Source organism: Thiomicrorhabdus indica, from assembly GCF_004293625.1.
In the GTDB taxonomy this organism is placed as follows: domain Bacteria; phylum Pseudomonadota; class Gammaproteobacteria; order Thiomicrospirales; family Thiomicrospiraceae; genus Thiomicrorhabdus; species Thiomicrorhabdus indica.
Genome location: NZ_CP033040.1, coordinates 332,807 through 354,250 on the forward strand (window position 1 = coordinate 332,807; position 21,444 = coordinate 354,250).

At 43.2% G+C, this 21,444-nt stretch carries 12 protein-coding genes; all 12 read left to right on the forward strand.

Annotation, left to right across the window (positions count from 1 at the left end):
• Positions 1–80 precede the first annotated feature (80 nt).
• Entirely contained in the window at positions 81–1,316 is a 1,236-nt protein-coding gene (locus D9T12_RS01360) for an efflux RND transporter periplasmic adaptor subunit (protein WP_130536489.1), read from the forward strand.
• Entirely contained in the window at positions 1,313–4,495 is a 3,183-nt protein-coding gene (locus tag D9T12_RS01365; RefSeq protein ID WP_130536490.1) for an efflux RND transporter permease subunit, read from the forward strand. Before D9T12_RS01360 ends, D9T12_RS01365 begins: the two co-directional genes overlap by 4 nt.
• Positions 4,496–4,872: 377 nt before the next feature.
• Positions 4,873–6,861 carry a transketolase gene (tkt, locus tag D9T12_RS01370; RefSeq protein WP_130536491.1) on the forward strand — a complete coding sequence of 663 codons (1,989 nt, stop codon included), beginning with the start codon at positions 4,873–4,875 and terminating at the stop codon, positions 6,859–6,861.
• A gap of 247 nt (positions 6,862–7,108) precedes the next feature.
• Positions 7,109–8,110, forward strand: coding sequence for a type I glyceraldehyde-3-phosphate dehydrogenase (gene gap / locus D9T12_RS01375; RefSeq protein WP_130536492.1), 1,002 nt, complete (start codon positions 7,109–7,111; stop codon positions 8,108–8,110).
• 410 nt (positions 8,111–8,520) lie between these two features.
• Positions 8,521–9,702, forward strand: a complete 1,182-nt coding sequence (locus D9T12_RS01380; protein ID WP_130536493.1) for a phosphoglycerate kinase — start codon at positions 8,521–8,523, stop codon at positions 9,700–9,702.
• Positions 9,703–9,891: 189 nt separating this feature from the next.
• A complete protein-coding gene (gene pyk / locus D9T12_RS01385) occupies positions 9,892–11,337 on the forward strand; it encodes a pyruvate kinase (RefSeq protein WP_130536494.1) in 1,446 nt (481 codons plus the stop codon).
• Between the two features lie 136 nt (positions 11,338–11,473).
• Positions 11,474–12,538 carry a class II fructose-bisphosphate aldolase gene (fba, locus tag D9T12_RS01390; RefSeq protein ID WP_130536495.1) on the forward strand — a complete coding sequence of 355 codons (1,065 nt, stop codon included), beginning with the start codon at positions 11,474–11,476 and terminating at the stop codon, positions 12,536–12,538.
• 234 nt (positions 12,539–12,772) lie between these two features.
• A complete protein-coding gene (locus D9T12_RS01395; RefSeq protein WP_130536496.1) occupies positions 12,773–15,412 on the forward strand; it encodes a methyl-accepting chemotaxis protein in 2,640 nt (879 codons plus the stop codon).
• Positions 15,413–15,944: 532 nt separating this feature from the next.
• The gene (locus D9T12_RS01400) at positions 15,945–17,354 is read left to right on the forward strand and encodes a form I ribulose bisphosphate carboxylase large subunit (RefSeq protein WP_130536497.1); all 1,410 of its coding nucleotides are present in this window, start codon (positions 15,945–15,947) and stop codon (positions 17,352–17,354) included.
• Between the two features lie 51 nt (positions 17,355–17,405).
• A complete protein-coding gene (locus D9T12_RS01405) occupies positions 17,406–17,747 on the forward strand; it encodes a ribulose bisphosphate carboxylase small subunit (RefSeq protein WP_130536498.1) in 342 nt (113 codons plus the stop codon).
• A gap of 44 nt (positions 17,748–17,791) precedes the next feature.
• Positions 17,792–19,924, forward strand: coding sequence for an alpha-carboxysome scaffolding protein CsoS2 (csoS2, locus tag D9T12_RS01410; RefSeq protein ID WP_130536499.1), 2,133 nt, complete (start codon positions 17,792–17,794; stop codon positions 19,922–19,924).
• Between the two features lie 29 nt (positions 19,925–19,953).
• Positions 19,954–21,435, forward strand: coding sequence for a carboxysome shell carbonic anhydrase (locus D9T12_RS01415; RefSeq protein WP_130536500.1), 1,482 nt, complete (start codon positions 19,954–19,956; stop codon positions 21,433–21,435).
• The last annotated feature ends 9 nt before the right edge of the window (positions 21,436–21,444 follow it).

Sequence of the window (21,444 nt, forward strand, 5' to 3'; positions counted from 1 at the left end):
ATTTCGGTTTTCGCTTATAAACTAGCAATTCACTAATTGATGGCAATGGCCTTTGCCGATACCTGAATGGACACAGATTTATGATGAAATTGTTTAAACGATTTTTGCCGCTTGCGATTCTTGGTTTGGCGATTGTGGTTTTTCTCTACATGAAAAATACCAAGCCAGAGCAACCACCGGTTGAAGTGAAAGAAAAGGTCTGGATGGTGAATTCGCAGCCAATCACTCTAGAGACTTTACCGGCCGTTCAAACTTTGTATGGTGTGATTGAGTCGAATGCGATGGTGGATGCTGCCGCACCAGTTTCATCTGTGGTTTCTAAAGTAAAAGTCTTGCCAGGAGATGAGATTCAAAAAGGCCAGGTCTTGCTGGAGTTGTCAGAAGAAGATTTGGCTCTGCCTGTCGCTCAGGCGAATGCTGACTATGCGGATGCAAAGTCGCAAATTGCCCTGCAAAAGATGACGATGAAAGCTAATGAAGCGCGTTTAATACATGAGAAAAAGGTTTTGACATTAAAGCAAGAGGCTTTACAGCGTGCCAAAAGTTTAATGGCCAAAAATCTGGCTTCACAGTCAGTTGTTGATGTGGCAAAAGAAGCCTTGGTGAAGCAGGAGTATGCAGTGGTCGGGGTTGAGTTGTCAGTTGAACAGGGGGCAAATCAATTGGCTCAATTGCAAGCGCGTTTGCAAAAGACCAAAGCGAGCTTAACCCAAGCAAAGCTTAATCAAACCCGTGGCGTGGTCATTGCACCATTTGATGGGCGTGTTGCGAAGGTTGCGGTGGCTGAGGGTGATCGTGTGAATGCTGGTACTGTCATGGTTAGTTTTTATGCGCTTGAAAGCATGGAGTTAAAAACGAAGCTCGATTCGCAAAGCTTTGAAGCGGCGCAAAAAGCGATTTCTGAACATGTCTCTTTGCAGGCGGATTACTATTTTTCTGGAGGTGAGGCGAAATTAACCTTGCAACGTTTGGCTGGAGAGGCACAAACCAGTGGTGTCGATGCTTATTTTAGTTTGCCGGAAACTTTGTATTTCAAGCGTCCAGGAGAGTTGTTGGAAGTGTATTTTAAAGGTCAGGCCGCTGAAAATGTTGCGGTTGTTCCTTACAGTGCAGTTTATGGAAATGACCGGGTGTATCTCGTTGAAGATGGGCGTTTGAAATCTCAAGCGGTTGAGCTTAAAGGGGATGTCATGCGTGACGGTAAGCTTATGGCATTGATTTCTCACCCTCAAGGTCTACCGGCCGGTAAGAATGTTTTGGTTACGCATCTGCCAAATGCCATTGATGGCTTGCGAGTGACTGAGGTGACAGAATGAGCTCTACGACGTCAAAATCAGATTCTGTCGCAAACACGGATGATAATTTAGACCAAGATTTTCAAATTAAAGAAAAGCAGTTTAAATCGCATGGAGTGATTGGTCTGTTCGCTCGACATAAAGTCGCACCGAACTTGTTGATGATTATTATGATTTTGGCAGGGATTGTGGCACTGCTGAAAATGAATGTGCAGTTCTTTCCCAATTTTGAGCTCGATTATGCTTCGGTAAGAGTGGTTTGGCCGGGCGCAAATGCCGAGGATGTTGAAAGTAGTGTTACAGAGCCCATAGAGCGAGTGCTGCGTAATCTGGATAATCTGGATGAGATGACATCGACTTCGGGAATGGGTGTGGCGACAATTTCATTGAAGTTCAATGAAGGCACCAACATGATTGAAGCTTTGGATCAAATCAATCAACGGGTGAGTGAATTACGGAATTTGCCGCAAGATGCGCAAAAACCGATTATTGAAAGAATTGTCCGTTATGAATCTGTGGCTCGGATGTTGGTCATCAGTGAGAATGGTGATTTACAAGAACTTCGACCACTTGTTCGGCAGTTTGAGCGTGAGTTACTGGATCGAGGAATTGATAAGGTTGGATTTGTTGGTTTACCGACCGAAGAGATGGCGGTTGAAATTTCACAGGATACACTCGAAAAATACCAGCTTTCGTTTGAATCGGTAGGGAATCAATTAGCCGGTATGAGTCGTGATTTACCGGCCGGTACCGTTGGCGATAACGATTCGGTACGTGAATTGCGTGCTTTGGAACAAAAGCGTGATGAGATTGCTTTTGAACAGACATCAGTTATTACCAATGATTATCAAACGCTCACTTTGGGAGATTTAGGAGAAGTTGAACGTCGTGCGGTCAAGGATGCCGCTTATCTGCAAGTGGAAGGTTTTCCAGCCGTTGAGATGCAGCTGCAGCGTGCAGAAAATGGCGACACCTTAAAGTCATCCGAAGTGTTACAGCAATGGATGCTAGAAACCGAGCCACAACTACCGGCCGGTGTTCGTTTGCAGGTTTATGATGAAACTTGGTCGTTGGTTCAACAGCGCATTATGTTGTTGGTCAATAACGGTGTTGGCGGTCTGATTTTAGTCGTGCTGATTCTGTATGTTTTTATGAATGGGCGAGTTGCTTTTTGGATTGCGGTCGGGATTCCAGTTTCCTTTATGGCAACCCTGATGATTGTCTATTTAGCGGGTGGATCCATCAATATGATTTCCCTGTTTGGGTTGATTATGGCGTTGGGGATTATCGTCGATGATGCCATAGTGGTCGGAGAGGATGCGTTAGCACATCATGAAAGAGGTGAGCCTGCATTGCAAGCAGCCGAAGGTGGTGCGCACAGAATGCTAGGGCCGGTGACCGCGTCCTCTTTGACAACGGTGGCCGCATTTTTACCATTGATGATTGTCGGTGGAGAAGTGGGGAATATTCTGTTTGCCATTCCATTGGTGATTATTGCGGTGATTTTTGCGTCGCTTATTGAAAGTTTTACAGTTTTACCGGGGCACCTGCGTCATGCCTTGCACAAAGTTGAACCGGCAAAAGAAGGGTCAATTCGCTATAAACTCGATTCTAAAATCGATCACTTCAGGCATCATCAATTCCGTCTGGTGATCCGTTGGGTGCTTGCCCATCGAACCATCACGATTTCCAGTGCAATTGCCATGATGATTTTTGTGGTGGCATTGTTTGCTGGCGGGCGATTAGGGTTTGTGTTTTTCCCGAGTCCCGAATCTAATAAGTTAGCAGCGGATGCACGTTTTGTTGCAGGGACCTCTGCTGAGGAGTCGGCACGCTATGTTGAGCGTTTGTATCAAGCTCTGCGAGAAGCCGAGGCAGAGTTAGAGCCGGGCATTGTGAAAGTCGCTGTTGTGAATTTTAATAAAACGTCGCGTCAATCCGGTGCGAACTTCGGCGGGGTGAACATTGAGCTCATTGATTCGGGTGATCGTGAAACGCGTAATGAAGAGTTGATTCGTGTCTGGAAAGAAAAAGCAGGCACCGTCCCGGGCTTAGATTTGTTAACGATTGAAGCGCCGAGAATGGGGCCGCCTGGAAGTGATATTGATATTCGTTTAAGTGGTGCGGCAACGGATAACCTCAAACAGGCTTCCCTTGAATTACAAGAAGTGGTGTCGCAAATCCCAGGCGTTTTGTCGATTCGCGATGATTTACCTTATGGTCGTGATCAGTTGATCTACCAACTCACTCCGCAAGGGGAAGCGCTTGGGTTTACTTATTCCTCGGTTGGTCGTCAGTTGAGTGATGCTTTTTCTGGAAGATTGGTGCAGATTTTCACGGATCGAGAGGATGAAGTGGAAGTGCGTCTACAGTTTCCGCGACATGAGCAGATGAGCTTGGCAACTCTAAATCGTATGCAAGTTGTTGCGCCGAATGGACAAAGAGTGCCATTGCGAACAGTGGTCACTTGGCAAACTCAGCGTGGATTTGATGTTATTCGTCATGTTGATGGACAGTTAACGGTAAATGTGATCGGTGAAGTCGATAAAACTGTGAATAATGCCAATCGTATTTTAGCTCAGTTGGAACAATCAACCTTGCGAGAGCTAGAGTCAAAATATGGTTTGACCTACAGTATTGAAGGTCAAAAGGCTCGTCAGGCAGAAACGATGGGTGATATGAAGATTGGATTGCTAATTGGTCTGGCGATTATCTACATTGTTTTGGCTTGGGTGTTCGGTTCATATGGTTGGCCATTGGTTGTTATGATGGCGATACCTTTTGGCTTGGTTGGAGCCATTATGGGGCACTGGTGGATGGGAATTGATATGACCATTTTGTCGTTGTTTGGATTTTTTGGGCTTTCAGGGATTGTAGTGAACGACTCGATTATTTTGGTAAGCTTCTATAAACAGTTGCGAACGGCTGGTTTAAGTGTGAATCAGGCATTGGAAGAAGCAGCGGTGCAACGTGTCCGCGCCGTATTGCTCACATCCTTGACGACCATTGCTGGCTTAACGCCTTTATTGTTTGAAACGTCTTTGCAAGCGCAATTCTTAATTCCAATGGCCACAGCGATTGCGTTTGGATTGATGTTCTCGACCTTGTTAATTTTGCTGGTCATTCCTGCAATGTTGTCAATTTACGAACAGTTCTATTTGAAAGTGCATCGGAGAGACGAGGTTTATAACGCAGTTTAAAACGTTACTTGTTGTTTGTATTCATTCATTTTTAAAAGCTACCGGCCGGTGGCTTTTATTTTTTGTAAAGAAAGTGTCACTCAAGTCAGAAAACGACTATTGCAGAATGGTTTTTCTCTGAAATCACCACGCAATCTATTGTGTCAAAAAGTGATCTTGGTCGCTAGATAGCTGATTTTTAATGAGATTTGCTGTTGGTGTGCGAATCGTTTTCCATGATGCGATGATAAGAAAACTTGATGCAAATGCCGTTTTGAGAGAGAATACAGCACCAAATTTATACCGTGGCGAAATCTAAGTTGCGAATTTCACTGGTAAAGTCGCCTTTTTATTCGTCACGGTTCACCGAATTTTTATTTAAAAATTGAGGAAAATCTATGGCAACTCGTAGAGATCTAGCTAACGCTATCCGCGCTTTAAGTATGGACGCGGTTCAAAAAGCCAACTCTGGTCACCCAGGTGCACCAATGGGTATGGCAGACATCGCTGAAGTATTGTGGAATAGCCACATGAAATATAACCCGACCAATGCAAATTGGGCGGATCGCGACCGTTTCGTTCTTTCTAACGGTCACGGCTCAATGCTTATTTACTCTCTACTACACTTGACTGGTTTCGACCTAAGCATGGAAGACATTAAGCAGTTCCGTCAATTACACGCTAAAACTGCAGGTCACCCTGAGTATGGCTATGCGGAAGGTATTGAAACGACGACTGGTCCTCTAGGTCAAGGTATTACTAACGCTGTAGGTATGGCGATTGCTGAGCGTACGCTTGCTGCACAATTCAACAAGCCTGGTCATGAAATCGTAGATCACCACACTTATGTGTTCATGGGTGATGGTTGTTTGATGGAAGGTCTTTCACACGAATCGTGTGCAATGGCCGGGACTCTTGGTCTTGGTAAATTGATCGCTTTCTGGGATGACAACGATATCTCTATCGACGGTAACATTGGTGATTGGATGGAGAAAGGTGTTCCAGGTCGCTTCAATGCGTATGACTGGCACGTAATTCCAAATGTTGATGGTCATGATCCAGAGGCAATTGATAAGGCAATCGCAGAAGCGAAGTCTGTTACAGATAAGCCATCTTTAATCTGTACTAAGACCGTGATTGGCTACGGTTCTCCAAACAAGTGTGGTACATACTCTTGTCACGGTGCGCCACTAGGTGATGATGAAATCGCGCTGGTTCGTAAAGAGCTAGGCTGGACTGCGGGTCCTTTCGAAATTCCAGAAGATGTTTACGCTGGATGGGATCACAAAGAACAAGGCCAAAAAGACGAAGCAGCTTGGAATGAAAAATTCGCAGCTTATAAAGCAGAATTCCCAGCTGAAGCAGCTGAATTTGAACGTCGTATGGCAGGTGAGCTTCCTGCGAACTTCGAAGTTGAAATGGATAAGTTTATTGCGGATACTCAAGCTGAGTCTCCAAAAATTGCTTCTCGTCAAGCGTCTCAAAAAGCAATCGAGAAGTTGGGTGAAATCCTTCCAGAAATGTTCGGTGGTTCAGCTGACTTGACAGGTTCCAACCTAACAAACTGGTCGAAGATGGTGAAAGTTAACCGTGAAAACGCTAACGGTAACTACCTATCTTGGGGTGTTCGTGAATTCGGTATGGCGCACATGATGAACGGTATGGTTCTTCATGGTGGTTTCAAAGTATTTGGTGGAACATTCTTCATGTTTATGGAGTTCATGCGTAACGCTCTACGTATGTCTGCATTGATGAAAATCGGTACGATCTATGTTTACACGCATGATTCTATTGGTCTAGGGGAAGATGGTCCGACTCACCAACCAGTTGAGCAGATGGCGACGATGCGCGTTATCCCTAACTTCCAAACTTGGCGTGGTTGTGATGCGGTTGAATCTGCGGTTTCTTGGAAAATCGCTATGATGCGTAACGATGCTCCAACTGCACTTGTCTTCTCTCGCCAAGCACTTGAGCCAATGCCTCGTACGGCAGAGCAAGTTGCGAATATCGAGAAAGGTGGTTACGTACTGAAAGATTGTGAAGGCACGCCTGATCTGATCATTATTGCGACAGGTTCTGAAGTCGGTCTAGCAGTTGAGTCTGCAGAAGCGATGGAGGCAAATGTTCGTGTGGTTTCTATGCCTTGTACAAACGCATTTGATGAGCAAGATCAAGCTTATAAAGATTCGGTTCTTATTCCTGGTGTTAAGCGTGTTGCTGTTGAAGCTGGCGTGAAAGATTCTTGGTATAAGTATGTTGGTCTAGACGGTGATGTTGTTGGTATGACTACTTTTGGTGAGTCTGCACCAGCTGGCGAACTATTCAAAGAGTTTGGTTTCACGGTTGAGAATGTTGTTGCGACTTGTAACAAAGTTCTAGGTAAGTAATTCATCTGCTAGAACGGCGACTTTGGTGTTGGGCTTGGTAGTCGTGTATTTCAATACACTCCTGCAGCCCGCCTGGAATTAACCCGTCCTAGCAGCAAATGAACATAATCGCCTTGCTCAGTCGCGAGCTAAACGATTATTGAAATTCAAACCGGTGGGTAATCTCTACCGGCCGGTTTAAAAGTTTTTTATTTTAAAGAAAGAAACTGCACTAAATTCAGTGTGGTGTAATTTGGAGAAAACGATAATGACAATTAAAGTTGGTATCAATGGTTTTGGCCGTATCGGTCGTATGGCTTTCCGTGCAGCAGCTAAAGACTTCCAAGACATCGAAGTTGTAGCAATCAACGATCTACTAGATCCTGAGTACCTAGCGTACATGTTGAAGTATGACTCAGTACACGGTCGTTTCGACGGTACGGTTGAAGTTGTTGACGGTAACCTAGTTGTAAACGGTAAAACTATTCGTATCACTGCTGAGCGTAACCCTGCTGATCTAGCATGGTCTGACGTAGGTGCGGATCTAGTTATCGAATGTACTGGTTTCTTCCTAACTGAAGAAACTTGTCAAGCGCACATCGATGCAGGTGCTAAAAAAGTTGTTCAGTCTGCACCTTCTAAAGATGCGACTCCAATGTTCGTTTATGGTGTTAACCACAACGACTACGCTGGTCAAGCAATCGTTTCTGCAGCTTCTTGTACGACTAACGGTCTTGCGCCGATGGCTAAAGTTCTTAACGACAACTTCGGTATCAAACGTGGTCTTATGACAACTGTTCACGCGGCAACTGCTACTCAGAAAACTGTTGATGGTCCTTCAATGAAAGACTGGCGCGGTGGTCGTGGTATTCTTGAGAATATCATTCCATCTTCAACTGGTGCAGCTAAAGCGGTAGGTAAAGTACTACCTGAGCTAAACGGTAAGCTAACGGGTATGGCTTTCCGTGTTCCTACTTCTGACGTTTCTGTTGTTGACCTAACTGTTGAGCTAAACAAAGAAACTTCTATGGAAGAAATTTGTGCAGCGATGAAAGCAGCATCTGAAGGTGAACTAGCAGGTGTTCTAGGTTATAACGAAGAAGCAACTGTTTCTACTGATTACCGTGGTGATTCTCACCCATCAATCTTTGATGCTAACGCTGGTATCGCTCTAGATGGTACTTTCGTTAAGTGCGTTGCATGGTATGACAATGAGTATGGTTATACTTGTAACATGATGCGTGTTGTACGTCATGTTGGTAACAACTAATAGTTGTTACCTTTGGGGTTCATTCCATTAGTGAGTAATTTCGTTGTTGCTTCTGGCTCTCGTGTACGAATAGTACACGTCGAGCGAAGCGCCTAGAAATTCCTTCGCTACTGGACGAACACAGTGATTTGAGGATTTGTTTTCTAACTTTTCCTCAAATTAAATTTCCTTTTGTGAATTTTCTAAACCAACTCAAAACTTATTTTAAAAAGCGTTGAAGGCCATCGGTGGCCTGAGTCGTACCCAAAGGGCATAAAAGCCCGCAGGATGAGTTTATACCGCAAGGGTACAAGTAGCGTCTTTTTAAAATGAGGTTTAGTGTTGGTTCTCAGTTGAGAGTTTGTAAAAGCAAGTTTAATTAATCTTCGTATCGTTTATTCGATACTAAATTTATAAAAAGAGGACTCAACATGTCTGTATTAAAGATGTCTGATCTTGATTTAGCTGGTAAGCGCGTTCTAATTCGTGAAGACCTAAACGTTCCAGTTAAAGATGGTAAAGTTACTTCTGATGCGCGTATCCGTGCTTCATTACCAACCATGAAAATGGCTGCTGAAGCCGGTGCGAAAGTAATGCTTATGTCTCATCTTGGTCGACCAACCGAAGGTGAATATGCTGAAGAGTTCTCTCTTGCTCCAGTTGCAGCAGATCTTTCTGAAAAACTAGGTAAAGAAGTTCGTCTTGTTAAAGATTACCTTGATGGTAACGTTGAAGTGGCGGATGGTGAAATCGTTCTACTAGAAAACGTTCGTTTCAATGTAGGTGAAAAGAAAAACGCTGAAGATCTATCTAAGAAATATGCATCACTTTGTGATGTATATGTAATGGATGCTTTTGGTACAGCTCACCGTGCGCAGGCTTCTACTCACGGTGCGGGCGCATTTGCAGAAACAGCGTGTGCAGGCCCACTTCTAGCAGCAGAGCTAGATGCACTAGGTAAAGCTCTTAACAATCCAGCGCGCCCAATGGTTGCTATTGTTGGTGGTTCAAAAGTTTCTACTAAGCTAACGGTTCTAGAATCTCTATCTGAAAAAGTTGATCAGTTAGTTGTTGGTGGTGGTATCGCGAATACTTTCATCGAAGCAGCGGGTTATAACGTTGGTAAGTCTCTGTCTGAAACAGACTTAGTTCCTACTTGTAAAAAACTGAACGAAATCATGGAATCTCGCGGTGCGGCAATTCCTTTGGCATCAGACGTAGTTTGCGGTAAAGAATTTTCTGAATCTGCGGCTGCAGAAACTAAAAATGTTTCTGAAACGGCTGATGACGATATGATTTTCGATATCGGTCCAGATTCGGCAGCTGAATTGGCTGAAATCATCAAAAACGCTGGTACGGTTGTGTGGAATGGTCCAGTGGGCGTATTCGAATTTGACCAGTTTGGTGAAGGAACGAAAGCAATCTCTATGGCGATTGCGGAATCTTCAGCGTTCTCTATCGCCGGTGGTGGTGATACTCTAGCTGCAATTGATAAATATGACATTGCCGATAAAGTTTCTTACATCTCTACAGGTGGTGGTGCTTTCCTAGAGTTCTTGGAAGGTAAAAAACTACCAGCGGTTGAAATGCTAGAACAGGCAGCTGCGAAGTAAATTACTTCATGAGCCAGGCAATCGCCTGGCTTTTCACACTTTTTATACTTAATTTGGCAGAAGCGAATAGGGTGACTCGTCAAGTATGTTTATCGCAAACCACAGCCAGGCGGCTGCGGTGATGATGCGGTAAGTCTATTTCGCGAGACATCTTCTGTGGATGCCGTTTTTAAAAGGAAATAAAAACACATGTCTAACCTTGGTTTAAAACGTACCAAAATTGTTGCAACGCTTGGACCAGCAACTGACCGCGAAGGCGAGTTGGAAAAAATGATTCAATCTGGATTGGATGTTGTTCGTATCAACATGTCGCACGGAAACCCAGAAGAGCATAAAGCGCGTGCGCAACGTGTTCGCGAATTAGCAGAAAAGTTTGATCACGAAGTCGGTGTATTGGTTGATCTTCAAGGGCCAAAAATTCGTATTGCGCGATTTGCAGAAGATAAGATTTTCTTGAATACAGGTGACAAGTTTGCCTTAGATAATAATGTTGATAAAAACTCTGGTAATCAACATGAAGTGGGTTTGACCTACAAAAACCTGCCTTATGATGTGAAACCTGGTGATAAGTTATTACTGGATGACGGTCGTTTGGTTTTTCAAGTTGATAACGTTGAAGGCGAGCGTGTAAATACAACGGTAATCGTTGGTGGCGCATTATCGAACAACAAAGGTATCAACTTGTCTGGTGGTGGTCTTTCAGCTGCTGCACTGACGGATAAAGATAAAGAGGATATTATTACGGCGGCAGAGATTGGCGCAGACTATCTTGCATTATCCTTCCCTCGTTCAGCTGAAGATGTTGAATATTGCCGTTCACTGGCACAAAAAGCCGGTTTGAATTGCGCCATTGTCTCTAAAGTTGAGCGTGCTGAAGCGGTTGCTGATGATGCGACGCTTGATGGGATTATTCTAGCTTCTGACGTTATTATGATCGCTCGTGGTGATTTGGGTGTTGAAGTCGGCGATGCACAACTACCAGCACTTCAAAAGAAAATGATTAAACGGTCACGCCAATTGAATCGTGTCACCATTACAGCAACGCAAATGATGGAAACCATGATTGAAAATGCGATTCCTACACGTGCAGAAGTTTTCGATGTTGCGAACGCTGTAATGGATGGTACGGATGCGGTTATGTTGTCAGGTGAGACGGCAACAGGTCGATCTCCAAGCTTGGTCATCGAAACCATGGGGCGCATTTGTCGTGAGGCTGAAAAGCAACGATCAGCTCGTGAATCGACGCACCGTATTGATGAATCGTTTACTGCGGTTGATGAAACGGTTGCTATGGCGGCCATGTATGCAGCAAACCATTTTGATATCAAAGCAATTGTTGCCTTGACTGAATCTGGTAATACAGCATTGCTGATGTCGCGTATTTCTTCAGGTAAGCCGATTATTGCGTTAACACCTCACAAAGAAACTCGCCGTAAAGTAACTCTTTATCGCGGCGTTTATCCTTCATCTGTGGATTTTGATGGTGTCACAGAAGATGAGACGCGTGATGAAGTGGTTAAACTTATTAAAAAATATGGTATCGCTAAAGAAGGTGAAATGATTCTCTTAACTCGTGGTGAAAGTCGCGGCTTGATGGGCGGTACGAATATGTTGGAAATTATTAAGATTTCTTAATTTAAATTAAATTTGCCTCAGAGCGGCATAAATACCGGCCGGTAGATTCTTATTCAAGATTTTCAGGTTTGGTGTGAATAGAAAAGCTTGGTAGAATAGCCAAAATTTTTTGAAACTAAAGATAGGAGTCACGCACATGGCGATGATTACACTTCGTGAATTAATGGATTACGCAGCAGAAAATAACTTTGGTATGCCTGCGTTCAACGTAAACAACATGGAACAAGTACGCGCAATCATGCGTGCTGCGGACAAATGTAACTCTCCAGTTATCCTTCAAGGTTCTGCTGGTGCACGTAAATACGCGGGTGAGCCAATGTTACGTCACCTAATCGAGGGTGCTGTAGAGATGTTCCCACACATTCCTGTTGTTATGCACCAAGATCACGGTTCTGATGAAGGTGTATGTCTACGCGCTATCCAATCTGGCTTCACGTCAGTCATGATGGATGGTTCTCTAGAGTCTGACATGAAAACTCCTGCTTCTTATGAGTACAATCGTGATATCACTGCAGCTGTAGTAAAAATGGCTCACGCTGGCGGTGTTACTGTTGAAGGTGAGCTAGGTTGTCTAGGTTCTCTTGAAACCGGTATGATGGGTGAAGAAGACGGTCACGGTTCTGATGAGAAGCTTGACGCTGATGCACTTCTAACAGATCCAGAAGAAGCAGCGCAATTCGTTAAAGAAACAAACGTTGACTGTCTAGCGGTTGCGGTTGGTACTTCTCACGGTGCTTATAAATTTACTTCTAAGCCTTCTGATGACGTTCTACGTATTGACCGTATCAAAGAAATCCACGAGCGTATCCCTGATACTCACATCGTAATGCATGGTTCTTCTTCTGTTCCAGAAGAGTGGTTGGAAACAATCAATAACTACGGTGGTGATATGGGTCAAACTTATGGTGTACCTGTTGATGCAATCGTTGAAGGGATCAAGTACGGTGTTCGTAAAGTAAACATTGATACTGATCTACGTATGGCTTCTACTGGTGCGGTTCGTAAACACCTAGAAGAAAACAAATCAAACTTCGATCCACGTAAATTCTTAAAAGCGGCTGAAGATGCGATGATGGAAATCTGTGCAGCACGTTTTGAAGCGTTTGGTTGCGCGGGTCACGCTGATAAGATCAAGTCTCTTGGTCTAGAAACTATGCAAGCTCGTTATGCTGCAGGTGAATTAGACCAGCGCGTAAAATAATTAATTTTTAAAAATTAATTACGTTACAAAGAAACCGGCCGGTAAAGTTTTTACCGGCCGGTTTTTTTTCGTCTGGAGAAAATAGGCCTATAAGTGAAGAATCGTATACCAATCGTAGGTGGATGCATTAAAATCAAAAAAAGTTGATAAAGAATTAGTTTTAAATTTATAAGAGCCTCTATATCAAGCGTTTAGCGTTAATATAAAGCTTTGGTCTGCAGAAGGAGTGGAATTATGTTGAAAACCCTTAAAGCAAAGTTGATTGCAAGTTTTGTTGTAATCAACGTACTGATTATTGGGAGTTCAAGTTTCAATTATTTGAAGGTTTCGGAAAGTGCTGGGGCATTTAAAGAATATCGACAAATGGCAAGAGTATCTGTAAATAGTGGTGTGATTGCTACAAATCTATTGCAAATGCGAATGGCTGTTAAAGATTATTTAGCGGCAGACTCAATGGAATCCGTTATGCGCTTTAATACGGGTTATGAAAAAACCATGATTTCTATTGATGAAGCGAAAAATATTACCTCTGATTCTGAGCAGGAAGTGTTGTTGGATAAGCTTAAAAAAGAGCTTGCTGAATATAAGAAGCATTTTGAAGACGTCCAAGTCTTTACAGAGAAAGCAAATGATATTGTTCATAACACACTTAATGTTCAAGGTGTTGAGATGGAGGAAACTCTAACAACAATTATGCGATCCGCCTATAAAAATATGGTTTTTGAAGCTCAGAATAGTTCTGCAGAGGCATTGAGAACACTTTTATTGGCGCGGTTATACACGGTAAAGTTTATTGAGTCCAATAATCAAGATGATATGGAGCGTGTTCAGGCTGAATTTGCTAAGTTGACAAACCAACTTGACCTATTGATGTCCGACATTTCATCCCCAAATGGTTTAAGTGCGCTGGGAAAATTGAAAGATGTTATTTCAGTTTATACTCAAGCAGTAGACAACCTATATGCAACAGTTAATCAAAGCAATGCAATAGAGAATAATTTACATATTTTGGGTCCTGAAATGGCCAGCGAATCGGCTGAAATTCAATCCCTTTCCAAAGCGAAGCAGGATCAGTTAGGTCCACAGATTCAATCGAACAATGAAAATATTTTGATGATGGTGCTGGTTGTTTCGGCAATCATTATTTTATTTGGTTTAATTGTGGCGATTATTATCCCTCGTTTGATTTCATCAGGAATTCAATCTATCCAAAATACTTTGCGAGAAATTGAGGAAACAGGGCGATTTGATATTAAAGCTGATGAGTCGCGTGATGATGAAATTGGCGAGATGGCACGGGTGTTAAATGAGACTCTGACAACGATTGGTCACGCATTAAATGAGGCTAATGGAGTGGTGTCAGCTTTAGCAGCCGGTGATTTCAGTAAACGAATTTCAATCAATGTGCATGGTGATTTGGATACCTTGAAACAAGGGATTAATAATTCTGTGCATTCCATTGAAGAAACGATGAAAGAAATCGAAATCGTGATGGATGCTATGAGTAATGGCTACTTTGATGTCGATACCAATGCCAATGTAAAAGGGCAATTCAAACGTATCATGGAAAATACAGCCTTTACCATGAACGGTCTTAATCTAATTATTAACGACATTACAGATTCAATGCATAAAATGCAAAATGGTGATTTTACAGCACGTGTGAACGCAGATGCTAAGGGTCAGTTGGAAGAGTTAAAAACGAATGTAAATCTATCAATGGAGGCATTGGAGCTTGCGATTGAAGATATTACCGAAATGGTTGTAGCGCAATCTAAGGGTGATTTAACAAACCAAATTACCAATGATTATCGAGGCCAGTTGGATACCCTTAAAAACGCAATTAACAGCTCTGTAAGTCGTTTGGCAAATGTGGTCTCTCAAGCGTTGAATGCAACGCAGGTGGTTGCAGGTGCGGCGGATGAGGTTTCTAAAGGTTCACTTGACTTAAGTGATCGAGTACAGCAACAAGCTTCAGCATTGGAGCAAACCTCGGCAACAATGGATGAAATGAATTCCGCTGTTCAGGGGAATAGCAAGAATGCCCAGCAAGCGAGTCAAGTAGCTCTTGAGGTGCAAAATCGTGCGAATGATGGTGCTAAGGTCATGCAAGAAACTATTGGAGCAATGAGCGCAATTCAGGAGTCAAGTCATAAGATTGCCGACATTGTTAATTTGATTGATGGTATTGCCTTCCAGACCAATTTATTAGCCTTAAATGCTGCGGTAGAGGCTGCTCGAGCTGGTGAACATGGACGAGGTTTTGCAGTGGTTGCGGGTGAAGTTCGTTCTTTAGCTCAAAAGTCTGCTGAAGCTGCAAAAGATATTAAGTCATTAATTGAGGAGAGTGTGAGTCGAATTGATCAAGGCAGTCAGCTTGCCACTCAATCAGGAGATATGCTCACTGAAATTAATCATGAGATTGAATCATTCACGAAAATGATTGGTGATATTGCACAAGCATCAGAAGAGCAAGCAGAAGGGGTGAACCAGGTTCATGCTGCTATCGGTCAAATTGATTCGGTAACTCAACAGAATGCTGCGTTAGTTGAAGAAACTTCGGCTGCGGCAGCAAGCATGACTGAGCAGTCTGAAATTCTCAAGGAAGATATGAGCTTCTTTAAGATTGATGCCAGTAGAACACAGCGTGTTGCAGAGGGACAGCGTTTAGTTGATTCTTCGTCAAAATCGAAAGGGTCTGTTCCACAAATAGAAAAACCTGCTCCAACTAAGGTGGCAGCGGTTAAGCATGAGGTTAGAAAAGTTGCATCCAAACCTGAAGTGAAGCAGTCCAAAAATGAAGGGTTGAAGACTTTTAATAAGGCCACGGAAAGTAATTCTGCTAACCAAGATGAGCAGTGGGATGAGTTTTAAATAGGATGATTCAGGAATAAGGTCGAATGACCGGCCGTATTTTTCAAAAAAACCAAGGTTGAAAACCTTGGTTTTTTTGTTTTTAACTATGAAAAGTATAGCTTTAATTAATAATAAGAATTAAGAATGAGCATTCATAAGAAAAGAATGCTTGGAAAATATGGGTAAATTGTTACAATCCAAAACCCGAGTTCGTTGATTAATAAATTTAAGAACTCCCAAATACCTAATATTTCGAACATTTTTGAGGGTCGGTTAAGTTTTTGAAACTCAAAATGAAAAACTTTTTCGTTCGTAATAAAAAGTTACAGGTGTTTATGAAATCGCTTATTTGTGATTACCACTTATAAAAAGGCTATTTAAACACAAGATAGTGTTGTTATAAGTAGATACTAATAAATGCATTCATAGAGACCTATAGAGAATATTCAATCTTGAGCATTGTTTCTTTCAATTAGTCATATATGAGAAGCATCTCTATAATCCTGATTGAATTTTTATTCAACTCCAACCATAAAGGGAGCATTTAACTATGGCACAAACATTTGATGCTGGTGTACAAGATTACCAGTTGACTTATTGGACTCCAGATTATGTACCTTTAGACACAGACCTTTTGGCTTGTTTCAAAATCGTCGGTCAAGAAGGTGTTCCTCGTGAAGAGGTTGCAGCTGCTGTTGCTGCTGAGTCATCAACTGGTACTTGGACAACTGTATGGACTGATCTTCTTACAGATATGGACTTCTACAAAGGTCGTGCATACCGTATTGAAGACGTACCTGGTGATAAAAACGCATTCTACGCGTTCATCGCTTACCCGCTAGACCTTTTCGAAGAAGGTTCAGTAGTAAACGTTCTAACTTCACTTGTTGGTAACGTATTCGGTTTCAAAGCTCTACGTTCTCTACGTCTAGAAGATATCCGTTTCCCAATCGCATACATCAAAACTTGTATGGGACCACCAAATGGTATCCAAGTTGAGCGTGATCGCATGAATAAATACGGTCGTCCTCTACTAGGTTGTACTATCAAGCCTAAGCTTGGTTTGTCTGGTAAAAACTACGGTCGTGCAGTTTATGAGTGTCTACGTGGCGGTCTAGACTTCACAAAAGATGATGAAAACATCAACTCTCAACCGTTCATGCGTTGGCAGAACCGTTTCGAATTCGTTGCTGAAGCTGTAACTAAAGCTCAAGAAGTAACGGGTGAGAAAAAAGGTCACTACCTAAACGTAACAGCTGCTACTCCTGAAGCTATGTACGAGCGTGCTGAATTTGCTAAAGACCTAGGTCAGCCAATCATCATGCACGATTTCATCACTGGTGGTTTCACAGCTAACACTGGTCTTGCGGCTTGGTGTCGTAAAAACGGTATCCTATTACACATTCACCGTGCAATGCACGCGGTAATTGACCGTAACCCACTACACGGTATTCACTTCCGTGTTCTAGCGAAATGTCTACGTCTATCTGGTGGTGACCAACTTCACACTGGTACTGTTGTAGGTAAGCTTGAAGGTGACCGTGCGTCAACTCTAGGTTTTGTTGATCAACTACGTGAAGCATTCGTTCCAGAAGATCGTTCACGCGGTGTATTCTTCGACCAAGATTGGGGTTCAATGCCTGGTGTATTCGCAGTTGCTTCTGGTGGTATCCACGTATGGCACATGCCAGCTCTTGTAACTATCTTCGGTGATGACTCAGTTCTTCAGTTCGGTGGTGGTACTCAAGGTCACCCAGGTGGTAACGCTGCTGGTGCGGCTGCTAACCGTGTTGCACTTGAAGCTTGTGTTAAAGCTCGTAACGAAGGTCGTGATGTTGAGCGTGAAGGTGCTGACATCCTACGTGACGCTGCACGTCACTCTCCTGAGCTTGCAGTTGCTCTTGAGACTTGGAAAGAAATCAAGTTCGAATTCGACACAGTTGATAAGCTAGACGCTTAATCGTCGCTTTTCATAGAATTTGAATAGATCCGTTAATAAGGAGTTTAAAAGATGTCTTTTAACACAACTGATTACCGCACTAAGTTCACTATGGAAACTTTTGGTTTTCTTCCAGAGCTTACTGCTGATGAAATTTACGACCAAATCGTATACCTAATCAACCAAGGTTGGGCACCATCTATCGAGCATGATACTGTTGCTAACATCCAGTCTACTTACTGGGATATGTGGAAACTACCATTCTTCGGGATGCGTGATCCACAAGCTGTTTTGGCGGAAATCGAAGAATGTCGTCGTGAGTATCCTGATCACTTGATCCGTGTTGTTGGTTATGACAACTACACTCAGTGTAAAGGTCATGAGTTTGTAGTTTACAAGCCACGTGGCGTGTAATTGAATCAAACTAAACTAACGAACGAATCAAGGGAGGCCAGACAATGAGTCAATCTCAAAGTGGTCGCGCAGCAGCGCAAGCCCGCCGTCAAGCACAGCTTGGCGGTGCAGCTAACTCCCCGACAGCGTCTAAAAGCCCGAGCCAACGCAAGGCGGCTCAAGCTTCTGCTCCTGCACCAATTCCAACGCGTGCACAGCAGAAAGCTACGGCTTCAGCACCTGCTCCGGTAGCACCAGCACCAGTATCGGCTCCTCGTGACCGTGCTCCAGTTGGTCGTCCGGTAGTAATTGCTGAGGGACGTGAAGCAGCGCTTAAGCGTCGCCAAGCTCAATTACGTGGTAATCGTGGTGCTCAGCACAAAACAAGCGAAAACCCGCATCCTAAAGCAAAGGCTATGCAGAAACGTGCTGAAGCTGCTCAAGCAGCTCCAGTTCAGCAAGAACAGCCAGCTCAGGTTGCAGTAGCTGCAGCGAAGCCGTTGACTACAAATCGTGGAAATGACCGTCGTAATGCTGTGAAAACAGAGGTTTCGAAGGCTAAAAATCCAGGACGCGATATGTCTCGTGCTTATCGTAAAGCTCGTACTATGGGTAAAACTGGCGAGACTGCCTACAAAACACGTGGCAGTCAATCTGGTGCAGTTGCTCGTATGAGTGATCCAGAAGCTTCAAGTCGTGATATTGCGCGTAAAGTAAGAAGCGAACGTTGTTCACGAGGTAAAACTTGTGGTACGGGTAGCTCTGCATCACGTACTCGTAAGAGTCGTGAGCGTAATGCTCCTGAAAAGGTGGGACATTCCACAACCCTTAATGGTCAAGGTATTTCAGGAACGCAAGTCGGACAAGGTAGTATGACAGGTGCTGAATTTGGTGCATGTCAAACAGTTAGCGGTACAGAGTATTTTAGTTCTGAAGAATTTAACACCCATTGTGAAAGTGCACCAACTGCGGGAAAGCCTAAGGTGACCCGTACGCAAACGACTAAAGGTGAAACCATTAGTGGTACAGCTGTAGGTAATGCACAAGCAGTTACGGGTGACCGTGCAGGTCAATGTTCAGTAATTACTGGAACAGATTATCTGCCGGCCGATCAGAGTGAACTATTTTGTGGCACCAATGCTCCAGCTCAACCTAAAAAGGTAACGGGCTTTAGTGTTGATAACAGCCAATTAAACAACAACGGTGCTTCCAATGTAACAGGTGGTGATGGCTACAAGTCTCAGTCGGTTACTATCCGTCCTTCAGCGCCAGCAGAAATTCCTGAAAAGGTTGTTTCTTCTGTGACGCCAGCGGGTAATGCTACGACTGGTACTCAAGTAGGTCGCATTGAAGATGTTACAGGTGATGAAAAGGGTTACTGTCATTCAGTAACGGGTACGAACTACCAAGGTTTAGAAGAGACAGAAACTTTCTGTGATTCTACTCCTCCTGCATTACCAGCTAAGATTACTGTTTCTAACACGACACGTGGTCAATCGATCACGGGTGATCGTGCAGGTCAAACGACAGGCATGACGGGTGCAGAAGCAGGAACTTGCAAGGCCGTAACAGGAACTCCATATATGTCATTTGAACATGTTTCAAGCTGTGGAATGGAAGCGAAAGCGGAAATTCAAAATCGTATGATGGGATCTGTTATGCCGGGAAAGCACCCACTGACCGGCGTTCAACCGGGGCCTAATGGTCTAACAGGTGCTCAAAAAGGCGCTTGTGAATTAGTATCAGGTACACCGTATCAAGGTGCAGATCAAACTGCAGCTTTCTGTGGTGGTCAATCATCAGCGTCAAATCCTGGTGAGTCAGACTTTCCACAGTTAATGAATGCGAATGTAGCTGCTGCGCCGGTCAGTACACCAAATATGATGATGCAAGCTCCAGCAGTAGGAATGCCACAAGCAATGCCTGCAGCTGCTGAAGTAGAAGTGCCTAAACAAGGTGCTGCACGTATCACTGGTGATGGTTGGGATCGTGGAACGAAAGTAACTGGTACCGAAGGGGACTGGGCAACAAGTCGTAACACATCATTGAAAAATAGTCAGGAACCTGCACACGTTATGGGTGCACATGGTTACCGACCTAATTCAATGCCAGAAGTTCCAATCAGCAAAATTACAGGTTCTTCAGGGAATGCAGATACTGGTGCGAAAGTGACTTTATCTGGTGGCGCTCGCGCTTAACTGAAAAGTTTGTAAAGAAGTAAAGAGTTATGAATGCTAGAGGTGGTACTCGCAGACAACGTAAATCGGAATTATTGAAGCCAATTCCTTATTCAAGAGATTTGGCTACAAAACGTCCTTCTACAATTGTAACCGCTGAGAAACATCCACTAGTAGATTCAGTGTCAAATAAACGTCTTCGCGATTACGAGGATGTTTCAAAAACACGTTTTGATCAAATTTGGTCAGTGTTATTGGAGCTTGAAAGTAATTACGGATGTCGAGATTTTGTTCATTGGGCAAATCGTACTCTAGAAGCAAAACTCGGATTTAAATTGCCAGTTGAATTCCTAGAACAGGCTTCGATTGGTAGCTTAAATTTGAGTGCGCTTTACTCTGAATGCGTTTTTCAACAATTCCTAGAATTTTCTAAGGAGTTTTTTGAAAAAGACCCGCTTAAAGGTCAACAAAAAACTAATTTACAAAAGATGTTTCTGGAAATGGGATATCACGCGATAGGCATTGCACCTTGTGCAGATGGTCGATTAGCACATTTTGTAAGTTATATTTTGCGACTACCTTATAGTATGGTTCGTCGAAAATCCCATGCTGGCGCCTTATTTGATGTCAGTGAAAGTGTAAGGAACTGGGTCTTTACAGAGCACTTAAGATTTAGAGAATCTAAGCCAAATCCGGCAGATGATGATACACGTTACCTTAAAATAGCGTCCTATCATTTCTCAAAATCTGATCCTCATCATCAAGGATGTGCTGCGCACGGAAGCGATGATGCTAAAGCGGCTCAAGCAGCTTTGGACAAACTTAACGAATTTAAACAAGCGATTGAAAATCGTTTTGATTGTGGGGCAACAGTAGATGTCATTCTGTTAGGTGTGAATACAGATGACGACAGTCTAAGAGTTCATGTACCGGATGAATTTGGTCGCGTGGATTTACAAAGTTATGTGGATACTCACAAGCTTTATCATCACACAATGAATTTAACAGCTGAGCAAGCACGAACTGAAATTTTAAATGCTCTGACGGTTAGCCGAAAACGCTGCCGATTAGATCAGGCCTTGAGATTAAGAAAAGTACTTGCTTGGTTGATTGAGCAGAATCTTTCACAAATTGATTATGTTCATCAGTATGAGTCAGGGTGCTATAGCGACCTTGGTCACGCTGAGAGATTTATAGGGATTGGAAGTGGGTTCGAAGAAGTTCAGCTTCGTAACCTGACTTATTACAGTTTTCTTGAGACTCTGGAAGAAGGTTTATCTGACGTAAAAGTTGGGATAAAAATATTCAAGAAGTTAAATGTCTGTAAAATGCGACCAATTCCAATCATTATTGGTTTTGAATATGATGCGAGAGTTCCAGGTTCAAAATTGAGAGTGATAAAAAAATCAAAACGAATTGAACAATTGGTTCATGAGAAGTTTTCAGAACTTTCTCAATCTGGGATGTTGCACACTATGTGTACTCTCAGAGATTACACAGGATTTCATCCGGCTTACCGGTTAGATGATTGAAAAGGGTCT